Raw genomic sequence first — 25,690 nt, 5'->3', positions numbered from 1 at the left:
AGTAATCGCGCTGCAACATTTCGCGTCCTTACCGGTTTACTCCCGCACTACGCTTAACGCGACGGAGTGTATCAATGAGCGAGGTTTCGCTGACCGGTTGGATGAAGGCTCTCATCGCCTATGTCCGTTCGGGCGAACCAGATCTCACCAATCGTCAGATGGCACTGCTGATGCTCGTCTATCTGACGCCGGGTCCGCATACGGTCCGGGGGTTGGCGCGGGTCCTTGGAGTTTCGAAGCCAGTTGTCACTCGTGCCTTGAATACGCTTGGGGCACTCGGCTATCTCCGCCGTGAGAGGGATCAGGACGACCGGCGTAACGTATTCGTCGTCCGCACGAACAGCGGGGCAGAATTTCTTGAAGGGTTCAAACGCAACCTCCGCGAGGGCGACAACGGCTCCGCGGCACACCGGCCAATTATCGGACAGGCACCCGCCTACGCCCACCAGCGCTGACGAGTTCGCACTCGCCGGCCCATCGGTCGCGCCCGACCCGGAATACAACGCCTACCGCAAGGACCTTGCCGACGTCGCGCTCGCCGGGCGAGTGATCGCTTCGCATTACGCCGAACCGGTCGACCGGGAGATCGCGAGCTCCACGCCGCTTCGCGCGACGCCATCGGAGGATGGCGAAGTGATCCGCGAACTGGCGGCGGGCACGCATTTCGCGATGCTGGACGATAGTCTTGGCTGGGCCTGGGGCTACGCCGGGGACGATCGCCGCGTCGGGTACGTTCACCTATCGGCGGTCGACGGCGCCTGACCTAACTCAGAAGCGAGCGGGTCCAAATCAACTGGTAGATGCTCGTCCCAACGAGAAGCGCGAGTACGCCGGCAACCGCCCAGTCACGCCGTGGCTTTCGCGGCCGGCGCTGCGGGAACAGCAGCCACCCCGACAAGGCGCAGAGAATCAGCGTTCCAATCGCACTGTTGCGAACGAACTGAGCGACGACCGTTCGCACATGCTCAGTGCCGTCGGCGACGGATGGTCCATGCGGGCTCATCAACAGCGCGACGCTCCAGGCGATCACTGCCGCGAAGAGCAAGACCGAACCCATGAACATCCGGGCGCGACCGATCCCGCGGTTGCTCACATCTGCCCCCGCTGGCGGCGGATGGCGAACCACTTCGCGACGTTCGCATTATGCTCCGCCAGCGTGTCCGCGAACACGTGCCCGCCCGTGCCATCCGCGACGAAATAAAGCGCCTTCGTTTGGGCAGGGTGCAGCACGGCTTCGATGCTCGCCTTGCCGGGATTCGCGATCGGCCCATCCGGAAGGCCGGCCCTGCGATATGTATTGTAGCCGTTGTCGGCATTGAGTTCGGACCGCAGGATGCGCCGGCCCAAAGGTTTACCCTTCGTCACGGGGTAGATTACGGTCGGGTCGGCATCGAGTTTCATGCCGATGCGGAGACGGTTGCAATAAACTCCGGCGATCATCGGACGCTCGGACGCTTTGCCGGTCTCTTTCTCGACGATCGACGCCAGCACGATCGCCTGCTCCTTCATCGCGATCGGGCAATCGGTGCTACGATTCGGCCAGAGCTGATCAACTGTGCGCGTCATCGCGTTCTCCATACGGGCGACGATCGCTGCGCGGCTCTCTCCGCGCTGGTAGCCGTAGCTGTCGGGCAGGACCGAGCCTTCCGCGATCGCAGGCGAAGTACCGGTCAGATAGGGAACAGCGGCCAGCTTCTCCTGAACGAGGATGGAGGGCATGCCCTCGGTCACGGTGATCAGCCGCTGGACGGGCTTGCCGTGCTGGAGCAGGTCCAGAACCGACGCCCCGCTCATGCCTTTGGGAATGCGGAACTCACCGGCCTGGATCGGATCGGGAGACCCCAAGATACGGGCCATGGCGTAGAAGGTTCGGGCGCTGCCCGGGATCGCGCCTTGCTTGGCGAGCTGGCGAGAAACCATACCTAGCGTCGTCCCCTCCTTGACGACGACGTCGTGCGGACCGGGCTTCGGACCGGGCGCCCACCACAGGAAGTAGATGACCAGCAGCCCCGCGACGAGAAGCGCGGCGGCGGCGACGAAGATCCGCCTCACACGGCCTTCATGATCAGGCTGGCGTTCGTTCCGCCGAATCCGAAGCTGTTGTTCAACACTGCCTTGACCGGCCGTTCCTTCGCCTTGTGCGGAACGAGGTCGACGCCCTCACAGCTTTCGCTCGGATTATCGAGGTTGAGCGTGGGCGGGACGATCTGATCGCGCAGTGCGAGGATGCAGAAGATGCTTTCCACAGCGCCCGCGCCGCCGAGCAAGTGGCCGATCGCCGACTTGGTCGAGCTCATCGAGACATTCGCGATGGCGTTGCCGAACAGGCGGCGAACGGCGCCAAGCTCGAGCTCATCACCGAGCGGCGTCGAGGTGCCGTGGGCGTTGATGTAATCGATGTCCGAAGGCTGCAGGCCCGACTTGCGCAGCGCCATCTCCATCGACCGGTAGCCACCCGAACCTTCCGGATGCGGCGCCGTCACGTGATAGGCGTCGCCCGACAGGCCGTAACCGACCACCTCGGCGTAGATCTTCGCGCCGCGTTTCTTCGCGTGCTCATATTCTTCGAGGACGACGACGCCGGAGCCTTCGCCCATGACGAAGCCATCGCGGTCCTTGTCGTACGGTCGGCTCGCCTTTTCGGGCTGATCGTTGAATTGGGTGCTGAGAGCGCGGGCCTGGGCAAAACCCGCAATGCCGATTGGGCAAATGGTCGCCTCAGCGCCGCCGGCAAGCATGATGTCGGCATCGTCCATCGCGATCATCCGCGCCGCGTCACCGATGGAGTGAGCGCCCGTGGAGCAGGCTGTAACGACCGCGTGGTTCGGGCCCATCAGGCCATGCTTGATCGACACCTGGCCCGAAATGAGGTTGATCAGCCGTCCGTGAACGAAGTGCGGGCTGACCCGGCCCGGCCCCTTTTCATGAAGCACGAGGCTCTCGCTCTCGATGCCCGGAAGGCCACCAATACCTGAGCCGATCGAAACGCCGGCGCGGAGGCGCGTCGCCTCGTCCATGTCGGTAAGACCCGCGTCTTCGATGGCCTGCCCCGCCGCATCGATGCCGTAGACGATGAAGGGATCGACCTGGCGCTGGATCTTGTGGTCCACGCGCTTGTTGGAGTCGAAGCCATATTCGTGATCGGCCGGTTTCACTTCGCAGGCGATGCGGCATTTCTGGTCGCTGGCATCGAAATGCGTGATCGGTCCGGCGCCGCTCTTCGCGGCAAGGATATTCTTCCAGCTCGTTTCGACGTCACCGCCGAGAGGGGTCACGAGACCCAGGCCAGTCACCACGACACGGCGCATGTTTTCCACTCCGTATTACCCTTCAAAAACAAACGGCCTCCCGATTGGGTTCGGGAAGCCGTTCGTGCCGCCTTTCGGCGTGATGGCGGCAGGTCAGCGGACCCGATTTAGCCCTTGTTCTGATCGATATAGGTGATCGCGTCGCTAACCGTAGTGATCTTCTCCGCGGCGTCGTCCGGAATCTCGACTCCGAACTCTTCCTCAAAGGCCATGACCAGCTCGACGATGTCGAGGCTGTCGGCGCCCAGATCGTCGATGAAGCTTGCATCCTCGGTCACCTTGTCCGGCTCGACGCCGAGATGTTCGACGACGATCTTCTTCACCCGATCGGCTGTCTCGCTCATGTGGGGCTTCCTCCGTTATCTAATTTTGCCTTGCCCTAGCGTTGGGCTTTGAACGCTGCAAGTGGCGCTCTGACCGGCCGAGCGCTAGTCCCAATTCCATGGAAGGCCGATTTCTCACGTCAGGCGAGATCGAACTCGCGCGTTCAGTGTTCGGCGATGCCATCGACTATTCCCGCGTGCAGCTGTTCAAAGGCAAGTGGTGGCCTTTCCATCCCCGCAATGCGGCCATGGCGCCCACGGGCAATATCTGGTTCCATCCCGAAGGCAGCGTCTTTTCGGAGGATTTCTCGAAGGAGCCGCTCGGCCGGCAGGGATTCTTCATCCACGAAATGACCCATGTTTGGCAGGCCCAGAGAAGCGGGCGCTTCTACCTGCCGCTGATGCGGCACCCGTTCTGCCGCTATTCCTACGAGCTGAGGCCGGGGAAGCCGTTCCTTCGCTATGGCCTTGAGCAACAGGCGGAAATCGTGACCCACGTCTTCCTTGCAGAGCACGGAGCGCGGCTGCCACAGGTGCCGCCGCGCAACATGCTGCCGTTCGCTTGAGGGGTTAGTCGGGCTTCTTCGCCACTCCGACCAGCGCGGGCCGTAGCAGCCGGTCCTTCATCATGTAGCCGGGCTGCATTTCCTCGATAACCGTGCCGGGCTCCTGATCGCTCGGGAGCTCCACCATCGCCTGATGCTTGTGCGGATCGAGCTTCTCGCCCTTCGCCTGGATGCGATTCACGCCGTGCCGGTTGAACACCGAATCCAGCTCACGCGACGTCGACTCGATGCCGGCGAGGAACTGGCTGGCGACCTTGTCCTGACGGAGCTCTTCGCTGACCGCAGCAAGCGCACGGTCGAGGTGATCCTTGATCGCCAGCATGTCGCGCGCGAAGTTCGCGGCCGCATAGCTGGTCGCCTGCTGCAGCTCGCTCTCAAGGCGGCGGCGCACGTTCTGCGTCTCGGCAGCCGCGTAGAGTGCCTTGCTCTTGGCTTCCTCAAGCTGCTTTTCCAGCTCGGCCACATGGTCGTGCTCGCGCAGCTCGGGCGCGCCTTCCGCGGTTTCGTTGCGGATTTCCTCGGCCTCGTCGTGAAGCTTCTCGTTCTCAATCATGCCATCAATCTCGTCAGTGCTTTCGCTGTGAAATCCACCATGGGGACCACCCGCGCATAGTTCAACCGCGTCGGGCCGATGACCCCCACAACGCCCACGACCTCCCCCTGGCTCCCGCGATATGGCGCGGCAATCACGGATGAGCCGGATAATGCGAACATCCGATTCTCGGAGCCGATGAAGATGCGGCAGCCCGGCGCGTCGCGAGCGCCCTCGAGAAGACGTGCGATTTCCTGCGCTTCTTCCAGCTCGTCGAGTAGCTTGCGGACGCGGTCGAGATCCTCGGCGGCATGTTCATCGATGAGGTTCGCCTGGCCACGCACGATCAGAACCGGACGGCGGGACTGATCCTGGCTCCACGCTGCCAGGCCTGACGCCACCAGCTCGGCTGCAGCAGCATCTATCGCTTCCTTGCGCTCTCGAATCTCGCTGCGGAGCCGCGTTTCCGCTTCGGCCAGCGTGAGACCGGCGAGACGTGCATTCACGAAGTTGCTCACCTCGATGAGCGCGCTGGGAGTCGTTCCGTCGTCGAGCGAGACGACTCGGTTCTCCACCGTGCCATCGGCTCCCACGAGGACGGCAAGTGCGCGGGTATGGTTGAGCGGTACGAAGCTGAGCTGACGGAGACGCAGCTCCTGCTTCGGTGCAAGCACCACGCCTGCCGCCTGCGACAGGCCAGACAACGCCGCCGATGCAGCGGCCAGCGCATCCTCGATCGGCTGATCTCGAACGATCTGACGCTCGATTTCCCGCCGTTCACGAGGATCGGGCGCAGCGGCCTGCATGATTCCATCGACGAAGAGCCGGAGCCCGCTCTCCGTGGGAATGCGCCCTGCCGAGGTGTGCGGGTGCGTGAGGAGGCCCCGCTCCTCCAGTTCCTGCATCACACCGCGGATCGAGGCCGGGGACAGGCTAATGCTTCCGGCGAGCACCTTCGATCCGACCGGCTGCCCGCGTTCGAGATAGGCTTCGACCACGCGGCCGAAGATTTCCCGCATGCGGTCTGTCAGTTCGCCGATGGGCTGGGTCATGTGTTGCATCTAGGATTGGCGAGCAGTGCGGTCTAGGGACGCCGCAAACCCGTACCAAATGAGGAGTCTGCATGCGCCCGTCCGGACGCGCCCCCGATCAAATGCGCGAACTTCGTTTTGAGCCCGGCTTCACTCGCCACGCCGAGGGCTCCTGTCTTGTAAGCTTTGGCGACACGCGCGTGCTGTGCACCGCCAGCGTCGAAGAAAGGGTCCCACCCTTCCTCCGTGGCAAGGGTCAGGGCTGGGTTACCGCCGAATATGGGATGCTTCCGCGCGCCACGCACACTCGCGGAAACCGCGAGGCGGCGAAGGGCAAGCAGTCGGGACGCACGCAGGAAATCCAACGGTTGATCGGCCGCTCGCTCCGCGCTGTTGTCGATCTGCCCAAGCTCGGCGAGCGCCAGATCATCGTCGATTGCGACGTGATCCAGGCTGACGGCGGAACGCGCACAGCGTCTATCTCGGGTGGCTGGGTCGCACTTCGGATTGCGGTGAACAAGCTTCTCGCAAGCAAAGGCCTGGCGGAGGATCCAATCCGCACGCAGGTGGCTGCTGTCAGCTGCGGTATCCACAACGGCGCCGCAGTGCTCGACCTTGATTATGACGAGGATTCGACCGCTGGCAGCGACGGCAATTTCGTGCTGACCGCAGACGGAGCCATCGTCGAAGCGCAGCTCACCGCCGAAGGTGAGACTTTCGATGAGGAAGGACTGCTTCGCCTCCTTCGCCTGGCGCGCATTGGTTGCGACCAGATCTTCCAAGCGCAATTGAAAGCGGCAGCACTATGAGGCCGATCGGCGACAAGCTCGTCATTGCGACGCACAATCCCGGCAAGCTTCGCGAAATCGCGGCGCTGATGGAGCCGCTGGGGATTTCATGCGTCGGCGCGGAGGAACTTGGTCTGCCAGAGCCCGAGGAGATCGGGAATACGTTTGCCGACAATGCCGACCTGAAAGCGCGCGAAGCCGCGGACCTTTCCGGCCTCCCTGCCCTCGCCGACGATAGTGGTCTGTGCGTCGATGCGCTGCATGGGCGCCCCGGCATTTTCTCCGCTCGCTGGGCGGAAGACGAGCAGGGCAACCGCGACTGGATGCGCGCCATGGAAAAGGTGTGGCGCGAGACCGAAGCAACGGAGCCGGACGCTGCTCCGGCGGCGCACTTCATCTGCTCACTTGCGATCGCCTGGCCCAATGACGGCCAGGCCGAGACGTTCGACGGGCGCGTGGACGGAACGCTCGTCTGGCCGCCACGGGGCGATCGCGGATTCGGCTACGATCCGATGTTCGTGCCAGTCGGATACGAGCAGACTTTCGGTGAGCTCGATCCGGAGCTGAAGCACTCGATCAGCCACCGCGCCGACGCATTCCGCAAGCTCGTGCAGGCCCTCAACGAATGACAAGCGAGCCGCTGGCGCTCTACGTCCACTGGCCGTTCTGCGTCAGCAAGTGCCCATATTGCGACTTCAACAGCCATGTCCGCGCCGGCATCGATCAGGAAGCTTGGCGCGATGCGTTGCTGACGGACCTAGCCCATGAGGCGCAGCTTTTGCCGGGCCGTCAGCTGACCTCGATCTTCTTCGGCGGCGGAACTCCCTCGCTGATGAAGCCCTCCACGGTGGCGGCGCTGATACAGGCTGCACAGGGTTACTGGCCCGCCTCTGACAAGATCGAGATCACGCTGGAAGCCAACCCCAATTCGGTTGAGGCAGCGCGCTTCGCCGACCTTGCTTCGGCCGGAGTGAATCGGCTGTCACTCGGACTGCAGAGTTTCGACGATCAAGCCCTGCGTTTCCTCGGCCGCGCTCACTCGGCTGTCGAAGGGTGGCGGGCGCTTGAGATCGCTCAGAAAAACTTCAGGCGGGTGAGCTTCGACCTGATTTACGCGCTGCCCAGCGACACCGAAGATCGCTGGTCGGCAACGCTCGCCCAGGCGCTAAGCCTCGGCACCACGCATCTGTCGCTTTACCAACTGACGATCGAGCCTGGAACGCGCTTTGCGTCGATGGTCGCGAAGCATGATTTCGAGCCGCTCGATCCCGATGTCGCCGCAACCCTCTACGAGCTAACGGACGCCATGACGTCAAGCGCCGGCATGCCCGCCTACGAAATCAGCAATTATGCGCGGCGGGGCCATGAGAGTCGGCACAATCTGACCTACTGGCGCTACGGGGATTATGCCGGCGTCGGCCCGGGAGCGCATGGACGCCGACTTGGGATGCGCACGGTGCGGCACCGCAAGCCCGAGAACTTCTTGTCCGCTCTCCGTCGCAACGGTCACGGGATCGTCGAGGAAGTGCCGCTCACGTCGGTCGAGTCGGCCGACGAGGCTCTGGTGATGGGACTGAGGTTGTCAGAAGGCATTGATGCCGATGCCGTGGCCCGCCGGTTCGGGTTCGACACCATCGTGGACTGGAAAAAGGTCGACCGACTGGTCGCCTCAGGCCACCTCCGGAAAGAGGGCGGCAAGATTGCGCCGACGCCCGAAGGGCGCCTCCTGCTCGATCACATCCTCGGCGAAATCGCCGCTACTTCGGCTGCACCGCAGGAGTCGGCGGCGGCGTAGGCGACGCATCGGCTGCCTTGGGCGCACTCGCTTCCTGCTTCTTCGGAGCAGGGTCCGAAGCGTTCACATATTTGTAGCGCTCCGTCGCACTGTCCATCATCTCGCTGACCATGGAGGCGGCGTCGTCATCTGACGCCTTCTTGGACATCTTGTTCGACATGTCGAACTTGACGACGGCCCCTTTCAGTGAGCTCAGCTGACTGCTGCACGCGTTGCGGACATACGCCTCATAGGCATCCGCCGTGACCTTTTCGCTTGCAGCTTTGGTGGATGTTTCCTTCACGCAGGCCCTGAATGCCTCACGCGGTGCATTGATCGATGCTTGAAGCGCCGTCAGAACGATCGATGACGTAGCCAACAATATGATCATCGAACCTCTCCCCAGATTCTCGATGAATGACAGGATGATGACTCTTTTTGAGGTGGGTGGGAAGCGAATAATGGCGTCTCAAAATGGATGATCCTCTGCCGCCCGGCCTTCACATTGTTGCTACTCCCATCGGCAATCTCGGCGACCTGTCGCCTCGGGCGGCCGACACGCTTCGGCGCGCCGACCGGATCCTCGCGGAAGACACCCGCGTGACGGCGAAACTGCTCGCTCATGCCGGCGCGAAGACGCCAATGCTGCGCTACGACGATCACACCGAGGAGGTTCAGCGCGAGCGCATCGTCGCGAAGCTTGGCGAGGAGGCCGTCGCACTAGTCAGCGATGCAGGAACGCCGCTGATTTCCGATCCCGGCTACAAGCTGGTGCGCGCGGCGCGTGCCGCTGGATACGCGGTTCACACAATACCCGGACCTTCGGCAGCCATCGCGGCGCTGACGCTGGCTGGGCTGCCGACTGATCGATTCCTGTTCCTCGGCTTCCTTCCAGCCAAGGCCAAAGCGAGAGCCGACGCCATCGCGGAGATGGCGCCCGTTCGCGCGACGCTCGTGCTTTACGAGAGCGGACCGAGGCTCGGTGACACGCTTGCGGCGCTCGCAGAGGGTCTGGGCAATCGCGATGCCGCGGTCGCGCGTGAGTTGACCAAGCTCCACGAGGAGTGCGTGACGGGCACTCTGCCTGATCTCGCGACGCGCTACGCCGATGCTCCGCCCAAGGGCGAGATCGTCGTAGTTGTCGGACCCCCGCCCCAAGCTGAAGCGGCGAGCGACCATGATCTGGATGCTGCACTCGAGGAAGCTCTCACGCGGCTGAGCCCCTCGCGGGCTGCCGCAGAGGTTGCGGGACTGCTGAGTGTGCCGCGCAAACGGGCGTACGCCCGCGCACTCGAACTCACCAAGTGAAGCGGCAGGAGGCGGAAAAGCGCGGCCGCGGGGCCGAGACACTCGCCTGCTGGTGTTTGCGCCTGCGAGGGTGGCGAATTCTCGCACGACGCGCCCGGGTTCCGGGGGGAGAAGTCGATATTGTTGCGCGACGAGGACGGACTGTGGCCTTCGTCGAAGTGAAGGCGCGTGCGACCGAAGATGCCGCGGCCTTTTCGCTTGATCACTATCGTCTTCGCCGCGTGGCCGTTGCGGCCGAGCGCCTTGCACCGCGCTTCATGAGGACCGGCGACGATGTCCGTATAGACGCGATGTTCGTCGTTCCGGGCCGCTGGCCCCGTCACCTCACCAACGTGTGGCAAGGGTGACAAAGCAGCGGTGAAACTTTAGCGCTCCCGCTCATGTCACTGCGCGTTGCCTTTCAGATGGACCCGCTGGAGCAGATCAACATCTCCGGCGATTCAACTTTCGCGCTGATGCTCAAGGCGCAGGACCTCGGCTACAAACTCTACCACTACCTAGCCGAGGATCTGACCTACGAACGAGAGCGGCTCTATGCCGGCGCGCACGAAGTCAGCGTGCGGGCGGTTGCAGGCGATCATTTCAAGGAAGGCGAGTTCGTGATCCTCGACCTCGGCTCCGATATCGACGTCGTGATGATGCGCCAGGATCCGCCGTTCGACCTTGGCTATATTACAGCCACGCACCTTCTCGAGCGGATCCAGCGCGAGACGCTGGTGGTGAACGACCCTGCGTCAGTGCGGAATGCACCCGAGAAGCTCTGGGTGCTGGACTTCGCGCAATTCATGCCGCCGACGGTCCTGACGAGGTCCATCGGCGTTGCGCGAAAGTTCCTGGCCGAGCAGGGCGATATCGTGATCAAGCCGCTGCACGGGTTCGCCGGCGGTTCGGTGTTCCGGATCGGCCGCGACGGCCAGAACCTTGCTTCGTTGATGGAACTGTTCAACCGAACCTACCGTGAGCCGCACGTGCTCCAGGCCTTCGTCCCGGAGATTGTCGAGGGCGACAAGCGCATCGTCCTCGTCGATGGCGAAGTTGCGGGAGCGGTCAATCGCGTGCCGGGCCAAGGCGAGATCAGGTCGAATCTCGCTGTCGGGGGCACTGCTGCAAAGACCGAGCTGACTCAGGGCGAACAAGAAATCTGCGCGACCCTTGGTCCGAAGCTAAAGGAGCGCGGGCTGCTCTTTGTCGGCATCGACGTCATCGGCGGCCGCTGGCTCACGGAGATCAATGTCACGTCGCCTACGGGGATCGTCGCCATCGACAAGTTCAACGGGAGCGACACGCCAGGCCTGATCTGGAAAGCGATCGAGCGGCGCGTGGCCGCGCTGCGCTGAACGAACTGCAGCCGTTTCTGAGGTAAAATCCGTTCGAAGTCGGGGCCTTAGCTCATCGCTCGATGTCACCGTTATGGTTGTTTAGTGCCTGATTTACCTGTCGAATCCTAACCCGACTGAGCCGCGGTGCTGGCCGGTTTCCCCACTAACCGGCGTGCCGCGGCGCCTTGGTTCAGGTCTGGCTTGAGGCCTCTGCTCAGGCCCGGGGGTGGGCGTGGCGATACACGTCCAAAAGGTGCGCCGCGTCCACCGCCGTATAGATTTGCGTCGACGAGAGGCTCGCATGTCCGAGCAACTCCTGAAGCGAACGCAAGTCGGCTCCGCGCGCGAGCAAATGCGTCGCGAAGCTGTGCCGCAAAGCATGCGGTGTAAGGCTTTCCGGAAGTCCCAGACGCCGTCGGGCTGCGGCGACGGAGCGGCGGACGAGATCTGGATTGAGTGGCCCTCCCCTCGCTCCGACGAACAGCGGCGCATCGCCGCTGATCGGATAAGGGCACTCGCGCACATAGACCTCGATAGCCTCACGAGCGGCCTGCACGATGGGCACCACTCGCGTTTTCGACCTCTTGCCCGTGACTCGCATTGTCGCTCCGATGGGCAAAGCTCGCCCAGTCAGGGACAATGCCTCTGCAACGCGCAGGCCGGCGCCATAGAGCAGCAGCAAGATCGCAAGGTCGCGCGCGCCGATCCAGGGCTGGTTCGCAGCTTCCGCCGCGTCGGCTGCCAATTCCAGTGCATCGGCCGGCGACGCGGGTCGCGGCAAGGTGCGCGGACGTTTGGGCGCGCGTGTACGCGGGATCTGAGCATGCTGGCCGGCCTGGGCAGCAGCATATTTGAGGAAAGCGCGTACCCCCGACAGTTCTCGCGCTGCCGATGAGGCGCCGAGATTTTCGGCACGTCGCTGTGCGAGGAAAGCGCGCAAATCGGCTGGAGCGAGGCCGAGCAGGTCGGAGGGACGGATCTCCTCAGCTCGATATCGACCGAGGAAATCGATGAATCGATGAGCCGTCGCCACATAAGCGCGAACCGTGTGCGCCGAACGGCGCCGATCGTGTTGAAGGTGACTCGCCCAGCGCGCGGCGAGTTCGCGCGCAACGTGTGAGGTCAGATGTCCTGCGGGTTCGTCAGCCACTTGCGGATCATAGCCGCAAGACTGCGCCCGAGGAACATCAGCAATTCAGAGCCATGACGCGCGTCCAGGCTCAGCGCCTGACGTTGCCCTAGAGCGAGTAGACCCACCGGAAGCGGCGGATCGCAATCGATGCGAATGAGCGCTTCGGCGCGGATGAGCTCGCAGGCCGGCCCAAACAAGGGATGCCCCCGCTCGACCGTCCGCATTTCGACGCCGTCGACCTGGCCGATTGCACGCCGCAGGATCACCGGTTCGACGCGCTGCACCCCGCCCCCGTCCGCGCGGAAGCCCTGGTCCCCGACGATCAGCGAAAGGGCAACGGAATCGATGCCAAGGATCAGCGGCCATTCCTGCGTGACCACATGAAAAAGCCCATCGATGCCGTCTGCCTCGATCGCGGCCAGGACGGCCGCATGGATGGAAGTGACCGCACCCGAATGGCCACGCGCGAACGCGATAAGATCCTGGTTCGCTTCTTCGGCTGCACCCAGGCGCTCACGCAAATGGGCAACTGCCCGCTCTTCGAAGGGAATTACCGTCGCCATCGCGGATGAGGATACGCCCGCATCGGTTAATTTCCTATGGCGGTAGGAAGGCTAATGGGTAAGCTGACCGGAATGGTAACGGAGATCACTGCCCAATGAGTCCAATCCTCGTTGCTCTTGCGGCCGCGCAGTTCGGTGCACCGGTGCCCTTAAACGCCCAGGACTGGGTGCATTATGACGACGTCCCCGTGAGTACACTACCAGTCGACAGGCAATTCCAGGTCGGCTTTCGCGTGACCGTCAGTCCCGGCGGCAAGCCCACGGCCTGCCGCGTGGAATTGAAGAGCGAATTTGGTTGGCTTGATTCATTGTCTTGCTCGCTCGTGATGAGGCGAGCGCGATTCACCCCAGCTCACGGTGCCGATGGCTCGTCGATGTACGGGGTCTACGAAAGCAACATGACATGGTGGGTGGGAAGCAAGCAGGAACCGCCGCCATCACGTCTGTTCGCCGGAGATCTGGCGTTCGTCGTCAATGGTTTGCCCGTGGGCGCCAAGTCACCGACAGACGTAGCAGTCATGTTTGCGGTAAGCGAGCAAGGTGAGGCGTCGTCCTGCACCGCTGAAAAGCGGGGGACAGAAGCGCCAGCTGAGTTAGTTCGAATTGCCTGCGAACGCGTTTTGGAAGAGCTGAAGATCTCGCCAGCCAAGAATCAGGCGGGTACCCCTGTCCCCTCCGTGCAAGATGCAGTGGTGCAGTTCTCCACCAACTAGTCCGCACAAACGAAGAGCGGCGGCACCTTTCGGTACCGCCGCTCCGTAAGCTTAACCCAGAAAACTGGGCTAGAACTTAGAGGTGGCCAGCAACGTTGTTGAACGTGTTGTTCAGCGAGTTGCCGATGCCCTGCATCGCGCCAATGGCCGCAACGGCGATAAGAGCCGCAATCAGGCCGTACTCGATGGCGGTGGCGCCCTTCTCGTTCTTAATCAGCTTCAGAAACTTGCTCATGGTCTACTCCTCGGTTCCAAGTGCAGCGGCGTAAAGCCGCCGCGACCTGCAGTTCCACATCGCAGGATGGGCATATCTTTAGAGCCCGACCGGTTAGGAAAGAGTTACGACCGAGGGTTGCGCAAAGGTTAAGAGAAATTTTCTAAGCGATTGATATAAAATGGGTTTGGATTTTCGAAGCGCATCAATGATGCGCTCGATTATACGATTTTCTGGCCCGTTGCCTGCCAATCCTTAAGGAAACTGGCGATCCCGGCATCGGTCAGCGGGTGCTTGAAAAGCTGGTGAATGATCTTTGGCGGCGCAGTCATCACGTCTGCCCCGATCTTGGCAGCTTCTACCACGTGAACCGGGTGACGAACACTCGCGACCAGGATCTCCGTCGCGAAATCATAATTGTCATAGATCAGGCGGATATCAGCGATGAGCTGCATTCCGTCGAAGCCATTATCATCGTGACGTCCGACGAAGGGCGAGATGAAGGTCGCGCCGGCCTTTGCCGCCAGCAGCGCCTGAGCCGCCGAGAAGCACAGGGTCACGTTGACCATCGTACCGTCCGACGTGAGCGCTTTGCAGGTGCGCAGGCCAGCGGGCGTCAGCGGAACCTTGATCGCGATATTGTCGGCGATCTTACGGAGAACCTCCGCCTCGCGCATCATTCCCTCATGGTCTAGCGCGACGACCTCGGCCGACACCGGGCCGTCCACGACGCCGGCGATCTCGCGAACGACCTCGATGAAGTCGCGGCCAGACTTGTGGATCAGGCTGGGATTGGTCGTGACGCCGTCGAGCAAGCCTTCCTCAGCAAGCTCACGGATTTCGGCGATCTCGGCCGTGTCGGCGAAGAATTTCATGCGGTTTGCGTCCGTCTCTGCTTTGATGAATGTGGCCCCACTAGCCGCTGCGGCGGGCCACGTCATCCGATTCGAAAGGTAGCGAAATGAGCGAACATGTTCGGATCGAACGGCAAGGCGAAGTGCTGGCGATCACGCTGGCGCGGCCGGAACGGCGCAATGCCATCACGGTCGCCATGTATGCGGCGCTGGCGGAGGCGATCGAGGGCGCGGCTGGAGATCCAAGCGTTCGGGTGATTACCTTCCGCGGCGAAGGCCAGGACTTTGCGGCGGGCAACGATCTCGCGGATTTCATGGCTGCGCTGCCGCGCGACACTTCCGACATTCCCGTTTGGCGGCTGCTCCGAGCTCTCGCTACCTGTGAGATCCCGCTTGTCGCAGCGGTGCAGGGCAATTGCGTCGGGATCGGCACGACCATGCTGTTACATTGCGACCTTGTCGTTGCGGAAGACGGCACGCGTTTTTCGTTACCCTTCGTCGATCTTGCCTTGGTGCCTGAAGCTGCAAGTACCCTGCTCCTGCCGCGTCTCGCAGGGCGGAGGCGCGCAGCAAAATATCTGCTGTTGTGCGAGCCGTTCGACGTCGACGAAGCGCTGGAGATCGGCCTGATCAGTCACCGCGCGGCTGCGGGCGAGCTGGACAGCGTCTATCGCGAAATCCTCGACGGCCTGCTCGCCAAGCCGCCGGCCGCGCTTGCGGCGACGCAGCGCCTTCTGCGAACGGACACCAGCCCGAAAATCCTAGAACGAATGAAGCTGGAGGGGGAAGTCTTCGCCGAGCGCCTTACCTCTGCCGAAGCGAAAGAGGCGTTCACCGCATTCTTCGAAAAGCGAAAGCCGAACTTTCGCTGATCAGTTAGCCGCGATCCAAACTCGCTTGGACCGGCTCACCGAGACGTTTGGCCCCGGAACGAACAGGAGGTTCGTCGGCTGCCGGTAGGTAACGGTCAAATCGTAATATTGGCTGCTTCCCGTACCCCCAGGAACCACGCTGGGCGGGTCGAACGTGCCGGGGCCAATTCCGTAGACGCTCGCATTGATCTTGGCCTTAACATCGTCGACGGACGGGGTGGTGCACCCGGTACTGCTCGGATTGAGGCACAAGGTCGAGTATCGCGCGCCCTCGCCGAGCGCCTGCTGGATGCCAGCCACCGCGCGAAAGACCTGGGCGAGCTGGATGAAGATCCAGATCATGATGATGATGATCGGAAGAGCGAACGCCATCTCGATGACGGCGGCGCCCTTTTCATCGCGGCGGAGGCGACGACGCAGGATCATCTGGTCCTCATGCCCGCAGTGGCGGAGATGTGGTACGTGCCGTCCGAGGTATTGAACCCGAAGAAATGGATCGGGAACATCGGCGTGAACTTGTTCGTGACCGAAACCTGCAAGTAGCCCGCCGCTGTCTGGCCGGTGTCACAGGCAAAGTCATCGTACGTCGCGGCGTCGGTCGACGTCTGCGGCGTCATGTTGCCCGAACCGTCAGTGCACTCGAGCCGCCAGGTCACCGTGATGTCGCTGAGCGCGACCGGTGTAGGGTTACAGGTCACCCCGTCCGCCTGCACTCCGTTCACCTGGCATTGTGTTTCGTATTTCAGTGTATCTTCGACGGTCTTGTCCTGGGTCGTCTGCATGATCTTTTCGACGGCGCGCTGAGTCCCTTGCTCAAGCGCAAGCTTGCGGTTGTACGCATTGCTCATGTCGATCACGCCGATCGTCAGTAGCGCAAAGACCGGAGCGATGAGCGCGAGCTCGATCACCGCGGCGCCGCGGTGATCAGCCAGGATTTTGCCGGAGCGAAGCATTAGCCCACCAACCTGACGATCTTAACTGGTTCATCGCCGTCCATGCCGAAGGCGGCGCACTCAGAAAGATTCTTGAACTTGTTGGACGTCTTGCTGTTGCCGCTGAAGTTCAAGCGGCGGGCGATGAACCGCGTGCAAATCGCGCTCGACGTTCCGGTGCCGTTATACTCCAGTTCCTGGCTCGGAAAGTAGATCGAACCCTGGATGATCGACCCGGAATTGCCGTTGATCTTGTTGCACTGGTTGCAATCTTGCGCACGTCTGTCCTGATAAAGAACGATACCCGCGAATTTCCCGTCAGCCGGCGACGTCATATTGATGTTTGCGCTCGCATTGACCTTGATGTTGCCGATCGGGCTCGCCGAGTCCTTATTGGTCAGGACGATGGTGCACATGTCGCAGCTCAGATTGCCCTGAACGTTAAGGTCGCCACCGTTGATGTAGTAGGTCCGCGGGTGTCCCGCAGTTCCGCTGGGCAGAACCAAGGTCGTGTTGGAGCCGACGTAGATATTGGTGTAGCAATTCGCCGTGTTGCCGCTGGCGTCCTTGATATCGTCAACATGCCCATTGTCTGCGTCCGTCAGCGAACGCGGTTGATATGCGGTCGTCGTCTGCGCTTCCTGGTGTGTAACAGCGGGTTTATCGACGACCCAAACCTGGTGCTTACCCTTGTTCGTCCAGTGACCGACCTCCGGACTGTCAACAACCGTGACATAAGTTGTCGTCGTCGTCGAAGTCTGCGCACAGTTCATGTCGCTTGGGCTCGGGTCGACGTTGGCATAAGGGTCGGTCATGGATGGCGAGTAAGGCCGGTAAGCGCTCACATGGAAGTTGTCGGACTTCTGGATGCCGCCTACCCCGCCGATCGAATTCAGCGTGACAGTCGAGCTGCCTTTCGCGACCGACGTATTGGAACCGCTAGCATTGCTGAAACCGTCACAGTCCGGCGCTTCGATGTCGGCGTTGCCGGTGAAATTCAGGCCGATAAGGGCTTGGGTCTCCTGCGCCTGGAAGCAGGCGCTTCCGCCCACCGCGATCGACGCGGCGGTGGAAGTCGCAGTGATCGTTGGAGCTGCCGACATAAACAGAGAACTAAACGGAAGACGCTGCTGGATTTGCAGCACCACGCGAACGGTATTCGTCGTTCCGGCTACAGCTGGATAGTCGATAGCTGGAGAACCCGACTTCAGCGACATCCAGCTGTGGTTGTTGAGCGTCAGATCGTGCGCGACCGCCGCAGCGACCCCGCTCGTCGAACCGTCCGCATCCTCCCGAGTATAGACGCCTGCGATGGCGGCCGAGTCTGCCGCGCGCTGAAGCTGGCGCTTCCACAAGGTCCATTGAATCGTGTCGCTCGCGAGGCCCGCGGCGCCCACCACCATCGGCAATGCGGCGCCCATGATCAACAGAGCGTTGCCGCGATTGTTGTTCCACAGCTTCCTGAACCAGGAGATCATCGGTCAGTCCCCAGACAAACTTCTCGTTGTGCTGCTGTAGCGTCATCACGGTGAGCGAACTGTTGCGGAGAATGGTTAATAAATTTCAACCGTAACGATCTAACGAACGCTCCTTGCAAGGGCCTGTGTTGCACCTATAATACACTCCAAACCTCTTGCGCGGCGTCCGGCTGCCGTTCACGGTCCGCCGGCACCCGCGCCAGAGGCACGGAAAGGATAGAGAATGGCCACCGAACCGGCACCGGAAACGCAGACTTCGACGAAGCTGAAGCTTGATCCACCCGAGGTGCTGAACCCGATCGCGCCCGCAGAGGCGGCAGGTCTCGTTCCACTGAAGGCTGACGAGACCAGCGAACTGGACAAGCGCGTATCCCAATTCGTCGACGAGCTTGCGAAGCTGGATTCGAACAGTCCGGAATTCGGGAAGAAGGTGGATCAGCTGACTGCGATGGGCCGCAAGGAGATTTCCGAGGCCGCCGGCGCTTCCAATCGCTTCCTGGATCGGCCGGTCAAGGCGATCGACAAGGATACGGGCATCGGCGCCGACCTGACCGAGCTTCGTCGCACCGTCGAGGCGTTGGACCCGAAGGAAGCGACCAAGACCAAGAAGCTTCTCGGCATCATTCCGTTCGGCAACCGCGTCGATCGCTATTTCGACAAATATCGCAGCTCACAGACACACATCCAGAAGATCCTCGGCAGCCTCGCCAATGGCAAGGACGAGCTGCTCATGGATAACGCGGCGATCGACACCGAGCGCGCGAACCTGTGGAAGACGATGCACAAGCTCGAGCAGATGGTTCACATCTCCAAGAGCCTGGACAAGCAGCTCGAGGATAAGGCGAACGAGCTCGATGCCACCGAGCCCGCGAAGGCCAAAGCGATCCGCGAGACCGCCCTCTTCTATACACGCCAGCGCACGACCGACCTGCTGACTCAGATGGCGGTCACGGTGCAGGGCTATCTGGCGCTCGACCTGGTCAAGAAGAACAATGTCGAGCTGGTGAAGGGCGTCGACCGCGCTTCGACCACTACGGTCGCGGCGCTTCGCACTGCCGTAACGGTCGCCCAGGCCATGACGAACCAGAAGCTGGTGCTGGAGCAGATCGGTGCGCTCAACACGACCACCGCGGGCATGATCGATTCCACCGGTGAGATGCTGCGGACGCAGACGGGTGCGATCCATGAGCAAGCCGCGTCGTCGACCATCCCTCTGGAGACGCTGCAGCGCGCCTTCCAGAACATCTACGACACGATGGACCAGATCGATCAGTTCAAGCTTCAGGCGCTCGGCAATATGAAGCAGACGGTCGATACCCTCGGCAAGGAAGTCGAGAAGTCGAAGGGCTATATCGCTCGTGCCGAGGGCGTGAATCAGGGCAAGCTCGAAGGCTCTACCTCCCCTCTCACTCCCATTGAGGCACGGCCATAGCAGCGATGACCGACGCGACGGACAAGGTTGAACGGGCGATCGCCCGCTTCGAGCGGGTCACGCGGCAGATGGACGAGCGCGACGGCCCGGCCCGCGAGGCTGCACGGCGCGAACGGCAGCGTCTCAATGCCGATCTCGCGAGCCGGGTGAAGCGGGTCGGTATCGCAGTCCTCGCGATCAGCATCCTGACGATCGTCGTGGGTTTCATCGTCCCGATCGGGATGTTCGGCTTCCTTGCCGCCGTCGGCTTGGCGGTCGGCGTGGCAGCGTTGCTGGCGTTCTCTCCATCCCAGATGAAGAGCATCGCCGCGCCTTCGGCCGATCTGCCTAACGGCGAGATGGTGCAGCGGTTCGACTCCTACCTCTACCGCACACGGCGCGCCCTGCCCGCGCCCGCGCAGGCAGAGATCGACGCCATCAGCTCGGCCTTGCCCGGATTGCGCCAAACGCTGGAGCGGGTCGGAGCATTGGATCCCGACGCGCAGGACGCGCGGCGCTTGATGTCGCTCCACCTTCCCGGCCTCATCGACCGCTACACGCACGTTCCCTCTGCTTTTCGCAACGAGCGCGACGGCGAAGACAAAACCGTGGACGAACGCCTGGTTGAAGGCTTGGCGGCCGGACGCGTCGCTCTCGGAGAAATTTCGGAAAAGCTTGCCCGCGCGGACATGGCGGCGTTCGAAACGCAGGGCCGCTTCATTCAGTCTCGTTATGGCAGCGAAGGCCCGCAAAGCAGCCTACCGCCGCCTCTTCCGAAGAAGGACGAAAACGGGACGACCGTCGATAGCTGATTGATTTTGTTCGGCGTGCTATGCACGCAGACGGGCCGTTCTGGGGCAACGTCCAAAGGCTGACGTGCATGGCGACGCGTTTTTGGGGATCATTGCAGTGGCCAACGCTGGTGGCGCCGCGGATCCCCGAGCGCGTGCCACCGATGACCGGCGTCTCGGTGAAGATCTTCGAGGCCTTCTGGTTCATCTGCTTCGCGCTCGCCCTCGCGGGGCCGATTGCGGGCATCTGGTATCGCTTCACCACGCCGGCGGAAAACAGCGCGCTGATGCTCGGAAGCCGAGCCGGTTTGGTGCTTTCCCAGGACGATCTTACCTACGTCCGCTTCCCTGTAGGCAACGCTGCTACCGCTGCTGGAGTCCGCCCAGGCGACAAGATTGTCGCGATCGAGGGGCTGCCGATTTCCAAGACCGTTCCGCTCGACCCACGTAAAGCCACTGGTCCGGGTCACGCGACCGATACGGACTATGCGCTTTTCTCGCCGATCATTCAGGGCAGCGATCCGATCGATCTCAACCTGACCCTGCGCTCGGAAGCCGGTGAAACCCGGGCCTTCCAGGTACGTACGGGCGAGCAGCATATCGAGCAGGCTGCGGAGAGCACTCGCGGCATCAGCCCTGCCTTTCTCAAGATCGTCGACCTCTTCCACGTCCTGACCTACCCTTTCTTGCTGTTCGCTGCCTGGCTGCTCCACCGGCGCAAGCGCGACGATCTGGTCAGTTCGATCCTCTCGCTAGCCGTGCTTCTCACCGTCGGCTCGGAACAGCCATCCGCGACCTTCCTCAGCTACGTCGCGCACATTCCGGTCTCATTGCACCGGCACCTCTACGACCTCGGCAATATCTGCCTCCTAGCCGGCATCTTCCTGTTCCCGTTCGGGCAGCTCCGACCTCGTATCGTCGTGCCCTTCTTATGTCTGTTGCCAATCCTCTTCGTCCTGCGGGGCGACGTTTATCGAATGACCTTGGCCATCTTCATGGTCGCTGGCGTCATGACCTTATTGGTCCGGCTGCGGCGTACGCCGCCCAGCGCCGCCCGGCAGCAGATCAAGTGGGCCCTGTTCGGCTTCTCCGGCTATTCGATGTTTTTGTCCGTGTCTCTGGCCTGCGACATGGCGAAGCTCACGGTCGGATCATTCGGCTCGCAGCTGACCCTGGAAGTCCTGGCCGGGCTGATGTTCGGACTGGCCTTCCTCAGCCTGCAACTCGGCCTCCTGATCGCGCTGATGCGCTTCCGTCTCTACGACGCGGAGACGGTGATCAGCCGGTCCGCGAACGTGGCCCTGATCACGCTAGGCGTTGCAGCAGTCTTCGCCGCGACGGCCGATGCGCTGAAGCAGATCATCTATAACTATTATGGAAACTCCAACAGCGAAGGTCCGGTGATCTTCGCGGCTGCGCTTTCGACGGTCCTCGTGAACCCGATTCAAGAGCGAATTACGCGCTGGTCGGAAAAGCGCTTCCAGCACGCGCTGGTGATCATGCGCGACGAAATCCCGGATACGGTCCGAGACCTTCGTGAAACCGGCAACCTTGGCGAACTTATCGATGATGTGCTGTCGCGCGTGATGAAAGGCGTCGTGACGACGCACGTTGCGGCCCTGATCGACCAAGGCGTGTTTCGCACCCGTGGCATCACCAAGGACAAGGTCGAGGAATGGCGCGACAAGACACCCGATTGGGCCGCCCCCGACCATAAATTCTATCCTAAGGACAAGATGTTCCCGTTGCGCATTGCGTTACGCAGGAACGAAGGCGAAGAGCCGGTCGGCTTCCTGCTCGTCGGCCCCCGACCCGACGGATCACCGCCCAGCAAGGACGAGCAGAAAGCATTGCGCGAGGTCGCCGAGCCGATCGCCCGTGGTATCCGCAACGTCGTCCAGAGGGTCGCCTATGAGCGGCGCTTGGAATCGATGATCGAATCGAATGCGCGGCGACTCACTGAGCTTGAAGCGCGCATTTTGGGCGCTCCGATCGAGGCCGTTCCCTCTTCGCGACGAGGCTGATTTCCCTTGGGTTTATTAACGTTAATTGACCCCGTTCAAATCCAAGCATAATTTGCCGGCACTTCCACATGGGGACCGACTCGGCCGCCATCGACGCATGTCAGGCGGCTCAATGCTGTGTCATCGAATCGATCAAGGGAGCAGAAGTAATGCGGACGAAGCTAATGCTGTGGGGCGCAGCAATTGCCGTCGCCCTGGGCTCATCGGCAGCCGTAGCGAGTGTTGTCGTCGTTAAGTCTCTCGGACCTTCCGCGAAGGCCTATCCGCCGGGCAAGACCCTACCGGAGAGCGCAAAAATCTCGCTTCAGGGCGGGGACGTGGTCACGGTCCTTGGGCCGGCCGCCGCGCAGACGCTTCGCGGACCCGGCAATTTCGCAGCGGGCCAGGTCACTATGGCTTCGGCTGAGAGCAAGCGCGGCCGTTTCGGCGCGCTGCGTGCTTCCGAGGTCGCTTCCAATCCGAGCATCTGGGACATCGACGTGACCCAGAGCGGCAAGATGTGCGTCACCAACACCGGTGCGGTGAAGCTTTGGCGGCCGGACAGCGATGCTGCGGTGAAGATCAATGTCCGGTCGTCCGACGGCAAGTCGGGCGAAGTGGACTGGGCGGCCGGCAAGGCTTCGGCTTCGTGGCCGGCGTCCGTGCCGATCACCTCGGGCGGTCAGTATCAGCTTGAGTGGCCGGATACCGGCGACAAGAGCAGCGTGACCTTCATCGCCGTGCCGAACACGCCGTCTGACGTTGTCGGCGCTGCCCAGGTCCTCATTGAGAAGGGTTGCCAGCACCAACTCGACCTTCTCGTCGATGGTGCCAGCAAGACCAGCTAGGCGATTACGCCTTCGCGCTTGAGCCGTTCGACTTCGGACGGCTCAAGCCGCAACCCAGCGATCACTTCATCGGTATGCTCGCCTAGCCCGGGCGGCGGCAGTTCGCTGTCCGCGCGGGCTCCGTTCAGCCGGACCGGAGATCCCACGACGGGCACACCGCCAAGCTGCCTGACCGTTCCCCTGTGCTGCGCCTGAATGTCGGCGAAAGCCTGCGTGATGGTGTTGATCGGACCTGCCGGAATTCCTGCGGCCTCAAGCTGGTCCAGCCAGTACTCCGCAGGCCGCTCGCGGATGATCGTAGCGATCATCGGCACGATCTCGGCCCGGTGTGCAACGCGCGCTCCGTTGGTTGCGAAACGCTCGTCAGTCTCCCACTCAGGATGGCCGCAGATCTCCGCCAGCCGAGCGAACTGCCGATTATTGCCGACGGCAATGATAATCGGCTGATCTGAAGCGTCGAACGGTTGATAAGGCACAATGTTCGGGTGCGTATTGCCCTGCCGGGGCGGATCCTTGCCCGAGATCAGCGCATTCGATGCCTGATTGGCCATCACCGCGATCTGCGTGTCGAAGAGGGCCATGTCGATGGTAGCGCCCTCGCCCGTCTTCTCGCGAGCGTAGAGGGCGGCGAGGATCGACGTGCAGGTGTAGAGGCCGGTGAAGAGGTCTGCGATCGCCACGCCCGCCCGCATCGGCCCGCCGCCGGGCTGTCCGTCCGGCAGGCCAGTCACGCTCATCATTCCGCCCATGCCTTGAATGATGAAATCGTAGCCCGCGCGGTCGGCGTACGGGCCGTCCTGCCCAAAGCCCGTAATCGACGCGTAGATCAGCCGCGGATTGGCGACCCGAAGCGATTCCGCATCGAGCCCGAACTTCTTGAGGCCGCCAACCTTGAAGTTCTCAACGACGACGTCTGCGCTTCGAGCAAGCTGGCGAACAAGCGCGGCACCCTCGGGGAGCGAGAAATCGATTGCGGCCGACTTCTTACCCCGGTTGGCGCTCAGGAAATAAGCCGCGACCCGGCCTTCACCTTCCCCGTGCCACGGCGGTCCCCAGTGGCGCGTATCGTCGCCGCTGCCCGGCCGTTCGATCTTGGTCACCTCCGCGCCGAGGTCCGCCAGCAATTGCGTGCACCAAGGGCCCGCAAGCACCCGGCTGAGGTCCAGAACCCTGACGCCTTCGAGCGGCCTCAATGCCGTTTCCAAATCCGCCGGTCGGACAGAAAGGCGTGGGCTGCATTATGACCCGGGGCGCCGGTTACGCCGCCGCCCGGATGAGCCCCGGATCCGCACAAATAAAGACCCTTGAGCGGCATCCGGTAATCGGCCGCGCCGATCATGGGACGAGCGCTGAACAGCTGGTCCAGCCCCATCTTTCCGTGGAAGATGTCGCCTCCGACCAGGCCGAATCGGCGCTCCAGGTCGAGCGGCGAATGAATCTGCCGTCCGAGTATCGACTTGGCGAACCCCGGCGCATGACTGTCGACCGTAGCGATGATCGCATCGGCAGCCTTCTCCCGCTCATTGTCCCAGCTGCGACCGGGTCCAAGGTCGTAGCGAAAGTGCTGGCAGAACAGCGACGCCACATGCTTGCCCTTGGGCGCCAGGCTGGGATCGAGCGTCGACGGGATCAGCATCTCGATGATTGGCTTCTTCGCCCAGCCGTCGACCGAAGCATCCAGCCACGCGCGGTGCATGTAATCGAGGCTCGGCGCCATGATGATGCCGGCGGTCAGGTGGTTGCCCTTCTTCGGCAGCACCGTGAACTTGGGAAGCTCCGACAACGCAACGTTCATGCGGAAGGTCGCGCTTTCGCATTTCCAGCCGTGCATGCGGCTGGCGACGTCGGAATCAACCGCACCGTGCGGGATGAGCCGGTCGAACAGCAGCTTCGGGTTCACGCCCGCGATCACGCCCTTGGCGCGCCAGGCCTTGCCGCCTGCAACCACGCCCGCGGCGCGCCCATTAGAGACTATCACCTCTTCAACTGGCGTATTGAGGACAATGTCCACGCCGGCTTCTCGGCAAGCCTTTGCCATCGCCTGGGTGATCGAGCCCATGCCGCCGATTGCGTGCCCCCATGCTCCCGGCACGCCCGCTGCCTCACCGAAGAGGTGATGGAGCAGGACGTAGGCAGTCCCGGGGGTCTGCGGCGACGCGAAATTGCCGACCACGCCATCGAAGCCGAAGAGCGCCTTCGTCAGGTCGCCCTGGAAATGGCGATCGAGAATGTCCGCTTCGCTCCGCACCGCAAAGTCGTGGACGATCCGCGTCTCGGCCAGCGAGAGCCCCGCCATGTCGCGCCCAAGGCTCAGCAGCTTCGGAATGGCGCTGACCTTCTTGCCGACGTTCGGCGGAGCGCGGAGCAGCCACTTCTTGAGCAGCCGCACCACCGTCTCGAGCTCATGATGGTAACGGTCGTAGGCTTCAGCATCCGCCTTATGATGACGCGCGATTTCCTTGCGCGTGAGGCCGCCCCGGCCTGCCAGCAGGTAATCGCCGTCGCCGGGCAGGAAATTGTCGGTCTTTCGCAGCACCACTTTCAGGCCGTGCCGCTCCAGCTCCAGGTCGCGGATCACCTTCGGATTTAGCAGGCTGACCGTGTAGCTCGCCGCTGAATTCCGGAATCCCGGAAGGAATTCATCGGTCACGGCAGCGCCGCCGACGGTGTCGGCTGCCTCCAGCACCGCGACCTTCAGGCCCTTTTTTGCAAGGTAGTAAGCGCAGGTAAGGCCATTGTGGCCAGCGCCGATCACGACGGCGTCGAAGTCCATCATTGCTCCACTGTTGGGCGAACGCCTCCGCCTAAAGCTCCGGCTGCCGCCCGTCCAGATGTACGGCTGTGCCAAATTCTGGCGCAGCGAGGCTCGTCTTCGCAGTTTCTTGGCTTGCGTATTATGTTAGCAACACACCTACACACTCAAGGGGTAA

Annotated in this window: 31 protein-coding genes; 15 read left to right on the top strand and 16 right to left on the bottom strand. The window is 62.4% G+C overall.

Features of this window, described 5'->3' with window-relative positions; all coding sequences use genetic code 11:
• Positions 1–74 precede the first annotated feature (74 nt).
• Together AC4GYV_RS03570 and AC4GYV_RS03565 are read left to right on the top strand one after the other, a co-directional pair.
• Positions 75–455 (top strand): MarR family transcriptional regulator, encoded by a 381-nt coding sequence (locus AC4GYV_RS03570; RefSeq protein ID WP_491099282.1) that lies wholly within the window; start codon positions 75–77, stop codon positions 453–455.
• A gap of 91 nt (positions 456–546) precedes the next feature.
• A complete protein-coding gene (locus AC4GYV_RS03565; protein ID WP_491099281.1) occupies positions 547–762 on the top strand; it encodes a hypothetical protein in 216 nt (71 codons plus the stop codon).
• Between the two features lies 1 nt (position 763).
• Here the strand turns inward: AC4GYV_RS03565 and AC4GYV_RS03560 are convergent, their stop codons facing one another.
• The 4 genes from AC4GYV_RS03560 to AC4GYV_RS03545 all read right to left on the bottom strand — a co-directional run bounded on the left by AC4GYV_RS03560 (position 764) and on the right by AC4GYV_RS03545 (position 3,652).
• Positions 764–1,093, bottom strand: a complete 330-nt coding sequence (locus AC4GYV_RS03560; protein WP_491099280.1) for a hypothetical protein — start codon at positions 1,091–1,093, stop codon at positions 764–766.
• Entirely contained in the window at positions 1,090–2,052 is a 963-nt protein-coding gene (gene mltG, locus AC4GYV_RS03555) for an endolytic transglycosylase MltG (RefSeq protein ID WP_491099279.1), read from the bottom strand. Before mltG ends, AC4GYV_RS03560 begins: the two co-directional genes overlap by 4 nt.
• Complete coding sequence (gene fabF / locus AC4GYV_RS03550; protein WP_491099278.1) at positions 2,049–3,308, bottom strand: beta-ketoacyl-ACP synthase II; 1,260 nt, start codon at positions 3,306–3,308, stop codon at positions 2,049–2,051. Before fabF ends, mltG begins: the two co-directional genes overlap by 4 nt.
• 107 nt (positions 3,309–3,415) lie before the next feature.
• On the bottom strand, positions 3,416–3,652 hold the full coding sequence (locus tag AC4GYV_RS03545) for an acyl carrier protein (RefSeq protein ID WP_491099277.1): 237 nt from the start codon (positions 3,650–3,652) through the stop codon (positions 3,416–3,418).
• 98 nt (positions 3,653–3,750) lie between these two features.
• On the opposite strand from AC4GYV_RS03545, the gene AC4GYV_RS03540 reads away from it, so the two are divergent.
• Positions 3,751–4,197, top strand: a complete 447-nt coding sequence (locus AC4GYV_RS03540; RefSeq protein ID WP_491099276.1) for a vgr related protein — start codon at positions 3,751–3,753, stop codon at positions 4,195–4,197.
• A gap of 4 nt (positions 4,198–4,201) precedes the next feature.
• Here the strand turns inward: AC4GYV_RS03540 and AC4GYV_RS03535 are convergent, their stop codons facing one another.
• Positions 4,202–4,750 (bottom strand): nucleotide exchange factor GrpE, encoded by a 549-nt coding sequence (locus AC4GYV_RS03535; RefSeq protein ID WP_491099275.1) that lies wholly within the window; start codon positions 4,748–4,750, stop codon positions 4,202–4,204.
• Complete coding sequence (gene hrcA / locus AC4GYV_RS03530; RefSeq protein ID WP_491100380.1) at positions 4,747–5,781, bottom strand: heat-inducible transcriptional repressor HrcA; 1,035 nt, start codon at positions 5,779–5,781, stop codon at positions 4,747–4,749. Before hrcA ends, AC4GYV_RS03535 begins: the two co-directional genes overlap by 4 nt.
• Positions 5,782–5,852: 71 nt before the next feature.
• On the opposite strand from hrcA, the gene rph reads away from it, so the two are divergent.
• Genes rph through hemW form a run of 3 tightly spaced genes read left to right on the top strand, consistent with a single transcriptional unit; the run spans position 5,853 to position 8,343 of the window.
• Positions 5,853–6,569, top strand: a complete 717-nt coding sequence (rph, locus tag AC4GYV_RS03525) for a ribonuclease PH (protein WP_491099274.1) — start codon at positions 5,853–5,855, stop codon at positions 6,567–6,569.
• Entirely contained in the window at positions 6,566–7,177 is a 612-nt protein-coding gene (gene rdgB, locus AC4GYV_RS03520; RefSeq protein ID WP_491099273.1) for an RdgB/HAM1 family non-canonical purine NTP pyrophosphatase, read from the top strand. The genes rph and rdgB overlap by 4 nt, the downstream gene beginning before the upstream one ends.
• Positions 7,174–8,343, top strand: a complete 1,170-nt coding sequence (hemW, locus tag AC4GYV_RS03515; protein WP_491099272.1) for a radical SAM family heme chaperone HemW — start codon at positions 7,174–7,176, stop codon at positions 8,341–8,343. The genes rdgB and hemW overlap by 4 nt, the downstream gene beginning before the upstream one ends.
• Here hemW and AC4GYV_RS03510 read toward each other — a convergent pair.
• Entirely contained in the window at positions 8,306–8,713 is a 408-nt protein-coding gene (locus AC4GYV_RS03510; RefSeq protein ID WP_491099271.1) for a hypothetical protein, read from the bottom strand. The genes hemW and AC4GYV_RS03510 overlap by 38 nt on opposite strands.
• Before the next feature lie 83 nt (positions 8,714–8,796).
• Here AC4GYV_RS03510 and rsmI point away from each other — a divergent pair, with 83 nt between their 5' ends.
• Genes rsmI through gshB form a run of 3 tightly spaced genes read left to right on the top strand, consistent with a single transcriptional unit; the run spans position 8,797 to position 10,967 of the window.
• Complete coding sequence (gene rsmI / locus AC4GYV_RS03505; protein ID WP_491099270.1) at positions 8,797–9,630, top strand: 16S rRNA (cytidine(1402)-2'-O)-methyltransferase; 834 nt, start codon at positions 8,797–8,799, stop codon at positions 9,628–9,630.
• Positions 9,627–9,977 (top strand): YraN family protein, encoded by a 351-nt coding sequence (locus AC4GYV_RS03500; protein WP_491099269.1) that lies wholly within the window; start codon positions 9,627–9,629, stop codon positions 9,975–9,977. Before rsmI ends, AC4GYV_RS03500 begins: the two co-directional genes overlap by 4 nt.
• Before the next feature lie 33 nt (positions 9,978–10,010).
• A complete protein-coding gene (gshB, locus tag AC4GYV_RS03495; RefSeq protein ID WP_491099268.1) occupies positions 10,011–10,967 on the top strand; it encodes a glutathione synthase in 957 nt (318 codons plus the stop codon).
• A 196-nt stretch (positions 10,968–11,163) separates the two neighbouring features.
• Here the strand turns inward: gshB and AC4GYV_RS03490 are convergent, their stop codons facing one another.
• The gene (locus tag AC4GYV_RS03490) at positions 11,164–12,099 is read right to left on the bottom strand and encodes a tyrosine recombinase XerC (RefSeq protein ID WP_491099267.1); all 936 of its coding nucleotides are present in this window, start codon (positions 12,097–12,099) and stop codon (positions 11,164–11,166) included.
• Positions 12,072–12,644 carry a DUF484 family protein gene (locus AC4GYV_RS03485; RefSeq protein WP_491099266.1) on the bottom strand — a complete coding sequence of 191 codons (573 nt, stop codon included), beginning with the start codon at positions 12,642–12,644 and terminating at the stop codon, positions 12,072–12,074. The genes AC4GYV_RS03490 and AC4GYV_RS03485 overlap by 28 nt, the downstream gene beginning before the upstream one ends.
• A 95-nt stretch (positions 12,645–12,739) precedes the next feature.
• Here AC4GYV_RS03485 and AC4GYV_RS03480 point away from each other — a divergent pair, with 95 nt between their 5' ends.
• Positions 12,740–13,357, top strand: a complete 618-nt coding sequence (locus tag AC4GYV_RS03480) for a hypothetical protein (RefSeq protein ID WP_491099265.1) — start codon at positions 12,740–12,742, stop codon at positions 13,355–13,357.
• A 76-nt stretch (positions 13,358–13,433) separates the two neighbouring features.
• Here the strand turns inward: AC4GYV_RS03480 and AC4GYV_RS03475 are convergent, their stop codons facing one another.
• Both AC4GYV_RS03475 and fsa read right to left on the bottom strand, forming a co-directional pair.
• Positions 13,434–13,592: a Flp family type IVb pilin gene (locus AC4GYV_RS03475; RefSeq protein WP_491099264.1), complete on the bottom strand. Its 159-nt coding sequence runs from the start codon at positions 13,590–13,592 to the stop codon at positions 13,434–13,436.
• Positions 13,593–13,792: 200 nt separating this feature from the next.
• The gene (gene fsa, locus AC4GYV_RS03470) at positions 13,793–14,446 is read right to left on the bottom strand and encodes a fructose-6-phosphate aldolase (protein WP_491099263.1); all 654 of its coding nucleotides are present in this window, start codon (positions 14,444–14,446) and stop codon (positions 13,793–13,795) included.
• Between the two features lie 86 nt (positions 14,447–14,532).
• Between fsa and AC4GYV_RS03465 the strand changes: the two genes are divergently transcribed.
• Positions 14,533–15,297: an enoyl-CoA hydratase gene (locus AC4GYV_RS03465; RefSeq protein WP_491099262.1), complete on the top strand. Its 765-nt coding sequence runs from the start codon at positions 14,533–14,535 to the stop codon at positions 15,295–15,297.
• On the opposite strand, the gene AC4GYV_RS03460 is transcribed toward AC4GYV_RS03465, so the two are convergent.
• The 3 genes from AC4GYV_RS03460 to AC4GYV_RS03450 are packed head-to-tail and all read right to left on the bottom strand — an operon-like array spanning position 15,298 to position 17,707.
• Entirely contained in the window at positions 15,298–15,723 is a 426-nt protein-coding gene (locus AC4GYV_RS03460; protein ID WP_491099261.1) for a TadE/TadG family type IV pilus assembly protein, read from the bottom strand.
• The gene (locus AC4GYV_RS03455) at positions 15,720–16,250 is read right to left on the bottom strand and encodes a TadE/TadG family type IV pilus assembly protein (protein WP_491099260.1); all 531 of its coding nucleotides are present in this window, start codon (positions 16,248–16,250) and stop codon (positions 15,720–15,722) included. Before AC4GYV_RS03455 ends, AC4GYV_RS03460 begins: the two co-directional genes overlap by 4 nt.
• Positions 16,250–17,707, bottom strand: a complete 1,458-nt coding sequence (locus AC4GYV_RS03450) for a pilus assembly protein TadG-related protein (protein ID WP_491099259.1) — start codon at positions 17,705–17,707, stop codon at positions 16,250–16,252. Before AC4GYV_RS03450 ends, AC4GYV_RS03455 begins: the two co-directional genes overlap by 1 nt.
• A gap of 223 nt (positions 17,708–17,930) precedes the next feature.
• Between AC4GYV_RS03450 and AC4GYV_RS03445 the strand changes: the two genes are divergently transcribed.
• The 4 genes from AC4GYV_RS03445 (at position 17,931) to AC4GYV_RS03430 (ending at position 22,760) form a co-directional block, all read left to right on the top strand.
• Entirely contained in the window at positions 17,931–19,139 is a 1,209-nt protein-coding gene (locus AC4GYV_RS03445; protein WP_491099258.1) for a toxic anion resistance protein, read from the top strand.
• Positions 19,140–19,144: 5 nt separating this feature from the next.
• Positions 19,145–19,930, top strand: coding sequence for a hypothetical protein (locus tag AC4GYV_RS03440; RefSeq protein WP_491099257.1), 786 nt, complete (start codon positions 19,145–19,147; stop codon positions 19,928–19,930).
• A gap of 68 nt (positions 19,931–19,998) precedes the next feature.
• Entirely contained in the window at positions 19,999–21,933 is a 1,935-nt protein-coding gene (locus AC4GYV_RS03435; protein WP_491099256.1) for a hypothetical protein, read from the top strand.
• Positions 21,934–22,082: 149 nt separating this feature from the next.
• Positions 22,083–22,760, top strand: coding sequence for a hypothetical protein (locus AC4GYV_RS03430; protein ID WP_491099255.1), 678 nt, complete (start codon positions 22,083–22,085; stop codon positions 22,758–22,760).
• Here the strand turns inward: AC4GYV_RS03430 and AC4GYV_RS03425 are convergent.
• Entirely contained in the window at positions 22,757–23,953 is a 1,197-nt protein-coding gene (locus AC4GYV_RS03425; RefSeq protein ID WP_491099254.1) for a CaiB/BaiF CoA transferase family protein, read from the bottom strand. The genes AC4GYV_RS03430 and AC4GYV_RS03425 overlap by 4 nt on opposite strands.
• Entirely contained in the window at positions 23,950–25,608 is a 1,659-nt protein-coding gene (locus AC4GYV_RS03420; RefSeq protein ID WP_491099253.1) for a phytoene desaturase family protein, read from the bottom strand. Before AC4GYV_RS03420 ends, AC4GYV_RS03425 begins: the two co-directional genes overlap by 4 nt.
• Positions 25,609–25,690 lie beyond the last annotated feature (82 nt).

The organism is Sphingomonas sp. SP4, from assembly GCF_058313375.1.
The sequence above is the reverse complement of the archived record's forward strand: the minus strand, read 5'-3'. Positions and strand labels throughout refer to the sequence as shown.

Bases quoted from the DNA above. Each gene is read 5' to 3' on its own strand.
- AC4GYV_RS03570 (WP_491099282.1), top strand. From the start codon at position 75: ATGAGCGAGGTTTCGCTGACCGGTTGGATGAAGGCTCTCATCGCCTAT.
- fabF (WP_491099278.1), bottom strand. From the start codon at position 3,308: ATGCGCCGTGTCGTGGTGACTGGCCTGGGTCTCGTGACCCCTCTCGGC.
- AC4GYV_RS03545 (WP_491099277.1), bottom strand. From the start codon at position 3,652: ATGAGCGAGACAGCCGATCGGGTGAAGAAGATCGTCGTCGAACATCTC.
- AC4GYV_RS03540 (WP_491099276.1), top strand. From the start codon at position 3,751: ATGGAAGGCCGATTTCTCACGTCAGGCGAGATCGAACTCGCGCGTTCA.
- AC4GYV_RS03535 (WP_491099275.1), bottom strand. From the start codon at position 4,750: ATGATTGAGAACGAGAAGCTTCACGACGAGGCCGAGGAAATCCGCAAC.
- hrcA (WP_491100380.1), bottom strand. From the start codon at position 5,781: ATGACCCAGCCCATCGGCGAACTGACAGACCGCATGCGGGAAATCTTC.
- rph (WP_491099274.1), top strand. From the start codon at position 5,853: ATGCGCCCGTCCGGACGCGCCCCCGATCAAATGCGCGAACTTCGTTTT.
- rdgB (WP_491099273.1), top strand. From the start codon at position 6,566: ATGAGGCCGATCGGCGACAAGCTCGTCATTGCGACGCACAATCCCGGC.
- hemW (WP_491099272.1), top strand. From the start codon at position 7,174: ATGACAAGCGAGCCGCTGGCGCTCTACGTCCACTGGCCGTTCTGCGTC.
- AC4GYV_RS03510 (WP_491099271.1), bottom strand. From the start codon at position 8,713: ATGATCATATTGTTGGCTACGTCATCGATCGTTCTGACGGCGCTTCAA.
- rsmI (WP_491099270.1), top strand. From the start codon at position 8,797: ATGGATGATCCTCTGCCGCCCGGCCTTCACATTGTTGCTACTCCCATC.
- gshB (WP_491099268.1), top strand. From the start codon at position 10,011: ATGTCACTGCGCGTTGCCTTTCAGATGGACCCGCTGGAGCAGATCAAC.
- AC4GYV_RS03485 (WP_491099266.1), bottom strand. From the start codon at position 12,644: ATGGCGACGGTAATTCCCTTCGAAGAGCGGGCAGTTGCCCATTTGCGT.
- AC4GYV_RS03480 (WP_491099265.1), top strand. From the start codon at position 12,740: ATGAGTCCAATCCTCGTTGCTCTTGCGGCCGCGCAGTTCGGTGCACCG.
- AC4GYV_RS03475 (WP_491099264.1), bottom strand. From the start codon at position 13,592: ATGAGCAAGTTTCTGAAGCTGATTAAGAACGAGAAGGGCGCCACCGCC.
- fsa (WP_491099263.1), bottom strand. From the start codon at position 14,446: ATGAAATTCTTCGCCGACACGGCCGAGATCGCCGAAATCCGTGAGCTT.
- AC4GYV_RS03465 (WP_491099262.1), top strand. From the start codon at position 14,533: ATGAGCGAACATGTTCGGATCGAACGGCAAGGCGAAGTGCTGGCGATC.
- AC4GYV_RS03460 (WP_491099261.1), bottom strand. From the start codon at position 15,723: ATGATCCTGCGTCGTCGCCTCCGCCGCGATGAAAAGGGCGCCGCCGTC.
- AC4GYV_RS03455 (WP_491099260.1), bottom strand. From the start codon at position 16,250: ATGCTTCGCTCCGGCAAAATCCTGGCTGATCACCGCGGCGCCGCGGTG.
- AC4GYV_RS03450 (WP_491099259.1), bottom strand. From the start codon at position 17,707: ATGATCTCCTGGTTCAGGAAGCTGTGGAACAACAATCGCGGCAACGCT.
- AC4GYV_RS03445 (WP_491099258.1), top strand. From the start codon at position 17,931: ATGGCCACCGAACCGGCACCGGAAACGCAGACTTCGACGAAGCTGAAG.
- AC4GYV_RS03440 (WP_491099257.1), top strand. From the start codon at position 19,145: ATGACCGACGCGACGGACAAGGTTGAACGGGCGATCGCCCGCTTCGAG.
- AC4GYV_RS03435 (WP_491099256.1), top strand. From the start codon at position 19,999: ATGGCGACGCGTTTTTGGGGATCATTGCAGTGGCCAACGCTGGTGGCG.
- AC4GYV_RS03430 (WP_491099255.1), top strand. From the start codon at position 22,083: ATGCGGACGAAGCTAATGCTGTGGGGCGCAGCAATTGCCGTCGCCCTG.